Below are 2851 nucleotides of genomic sequence, written 5' to 3' on the forward strand. Positions count from 1 at the left end.
AAGCTTTAAAAATTGCTGATCGAATCAGGCAGAGCGTAGAGCAACACACCTACCTATATAAGGGCAAAATTATCCCTGTAACCATTAGTGCTGGTACCTCGACCTTCATTCAAAGTGAAACCCTTGATAGCCTGAAAGAGCGAGCAGACAAGGCACTATATAGTGCAAAATTGAATGGTAGAAACCAGGCAGTTTCAAGCGAGCTAAATGACACCCTAACTACCTTGCCGATAAGTCACGCACATTAACAGCCACCAAAACCAACATCACGCTTTCTGAAGTAAAAATTTCGAAATTACACTTAGGAAACCCCTGTTATCCAGAGGTTTCGCTAAGGACTCTAGACCAGCCTCAATTGTATTAGCAGGGATTCGGTCGCGACGATCATTCATTAAGGCTTCAGAGTATTCACAAGTCCATTCCGGGTGCCCTTGGATACTAATCAAGGAATCACTCCATTGAACGGCAAAGTATGGACAAAAATCACTTGTCGCTAGAAGCTTGGATTCTTGCGGTATATTCTGGACTTGATCTTGATGGCTAACAATCATATTAAGGGCATTTCCCTCAAAGCCTAAGTCATAGGCGCACTTGGTTAATTCATTACTTGAAACACCTACACCCCAACCTTTAGAAGATTTCTCAACCGAACAATTCTTTGCTAAAGCCATGATCTGATGACCAAAGCAGATTCCAAACACAGGTATCGATACTCGATCCAGACATTGCACAAACTCTACTAATTTACTTATCCAGAACTCATTATCGTAGACACTGGCTTTGCTCCCAGTGATCACATAAAAACGAAAATCCTGTATCTGTTTAGGATATTCACCTTTACGCACATCATAAGTAAAAAACTCTAAGCTATGCGAGACCTGCGTAAAGCAATCTTCAACCATACCCGGATAGTTTCCGAAGTCGGTCCGGAACTTATCTAGCACGTCATCACACTGCAAAATGGCGACTTTATAGTTATCCATTATGCAGCCTACGCCCCTTCCCCAGGCGTTTCATTTACGCCTTGAATGGCATTTCCGATCAAGCGCGCATAATCAGCTGACGACAGCTGGATAGGGTTGCCACCAGCTGAAGGATCTTCAACAGACATGGCAGCTAATTTTTGTACATCGCCTAAGTTGATACCGATTTCATCTAAGGTACGTGGTATACCAAGGTCTGCTCGAAGTTGGTGGACCCAAGAAATAAACGAGTCTGCGGAACCTCCGTCTAGGTCAAGATATCTCGCGGCGCGCCCGAGCTTTGTTTTGATTTCACTATAATTCTCTTCGAGGACATAAGGCATCAAAATAGCATTTAGAAGACCATGATGCGCACCATATGTTGCACCTATAGAATGTGCGATAGCATGCATCGCTCCCAAACCTTTCTGGAACGCTGCAGCCCCCATACTTGAAGCAACCAGCATATGCATCCGCGCTTCTAGGTTATCGCCATTTTCGTATGCAAGCTGGAGATTTTCTTTAATCAGGCGCATACCTTCAAGCGCAATACCCTCAGCCATCGGGTGGTAAGAAGGTGAGCAAAAAGCTTCAAGGCAATGTGATAAGGCATCCAAGCCCGTTGCAGCGGTAATTTTAGCTGGCAAACCTGTCGTTACGTTGGGGTCCAATATCACTAGCACTGGTAGCATCTTTGGGTGGAATATAATCTTCTTTAGGTGTTTTTCTGAATCAGTAATGACAGAAGCACGACCAACCTCTGAACCTGTTCCAGCTGTTGTAGGAATTGCAATAACAGGTGCAACACCCTCCTCCTTTACCTTGCACCAGTTATCGCCAACATCCTCAAACTCCCAAATAGGTAGCTCTTGCCCAACCATTAAAGCAATTGCTTTTGCTGCATCAAGTGCTGAGCCACCACCAAAAGCGATTACTGAGTCATGCTTTGAGCGTTTAAACTGCTCAACACCGCGGCACACATCTTCTTGATTCGGGTTGGCTGATACCTGATCATAAACATCAAACTTAATGTTTGCGCGCTCAAGTGTCTGCTTGAGTTCATCACAAATAGGTAAGCTCGAAAGACCGGGATCCGTCACGATTAAAGGATGTTCAAATCCCTTTTCCTGGCACTGAGTAGCGAGCTCAGCCAAACGACCGGCGCCCGAAATAATCTGATTCGGGTAGTTCCAGTTCCCCTCCAATATATGCATAGTCAATTACTCTCAAATAGATTTTATATGGTAAGACTTTAGTTGGATGTAATTATCAAAGCCGTGCACAGACAAAGAGTAACCACGCCCGGTATTTTTCACCCCTGTCCACACCAATTCGGGATCTAGAAAATCACAGCGATTAACAAAAAAAGTACCCGTCTCAATCTTTTCGCCTAGCGCAGTCGCAGCCTCTAGGTCATTGCTATAAATAGCTGCACTCAATCCCAGGTCACTGTCGTTCATAAGCTTTACTGCTTCTTCATCGGAGCTAACAGCCATTATCCCCACAACTGGACCAAAGGTCTCATCACGCATTACTGACATCGAGTGATCAACATTCGTCAGCACTTGAGGTGCTAGATAGGCCGTACCATTCTGATCAAGAGGGAAATTTGTGACATCGATATTGGCTTTGGCACCTGAATCAATTGCGCCTTGAATCTGTTTGCGTATTCTTGCTGCCGCCGAAGCATTGACTACCGGACCAAGCGTCGTTGCCTGATCATTTGAGCAACCCAGGACATACTCCCGAGTAAGCTCTACAAAGCGCTCGACATACGCACTATAAATTGACTGATGAACATAAATCCGTTCGAGCCCACAACACGACTGACCGGAATTAAAGAAAGCACCATCTACAGTTGATTCAACAGCATATTCAAGGTCAGCATC

General features: G+C 44.8%; 4 protein-coding genes. 1 reads left to right on the forward strand and 3 read right to left on the reverse strand.

Annotated features, from left to right (window positions below):
• A partial coding sequence (locus A3757_RS18730) for a diguanylate cyclase domain-containing protein (protein ID WP_156506413.1) occupies positions 1-248 on the forward strand: 248 nt, incomplete at its 5' end.
• A gap of 18 nt (positions 249-266) precedes the next feature.
• On the opposite strand, the gene A3757_RS18735 is transcribed toward A3757_RS18730, so the two are convergent.
• The 3 genes from A3757_RS18735 to A3757_RS18745 form a co-directional block, all read right to left on the reverse strand.
• Positions 267-983 carry a hypothetical protein gene (locus A3757_RS18735; RefSeq protein WP_068553483.1) on the reverse strand — a complete coding sequence of 239 codons (717 nt, stop codon included), beginning with the start codon at positions 981-983 and terminating at the stop codon, positions 267-269.
• Between the two features lie 8 nt (positions 984-991).
• Entirely contained in the window at positions 992-2176 is a 1185-nt protein-coding gene (locus A3757_RS18740; protein WP_068516696.1) for an iron-containing alcohol dehydrogenase, read from the reverse strand.
• A gap of 12 nt (positions 2177-2188) precedes the next feature.
• On the reverse strand, positions 2189-2851 hold a 663-nt coding region (locus A3757_RS18745; protein ID WP_156506414.1), incomplete at its 5' end, for an aldehyde dehydrogenase family protein.

Source organism: Oleiphilus sp. HI0117 (assembly GCF_001635235.1).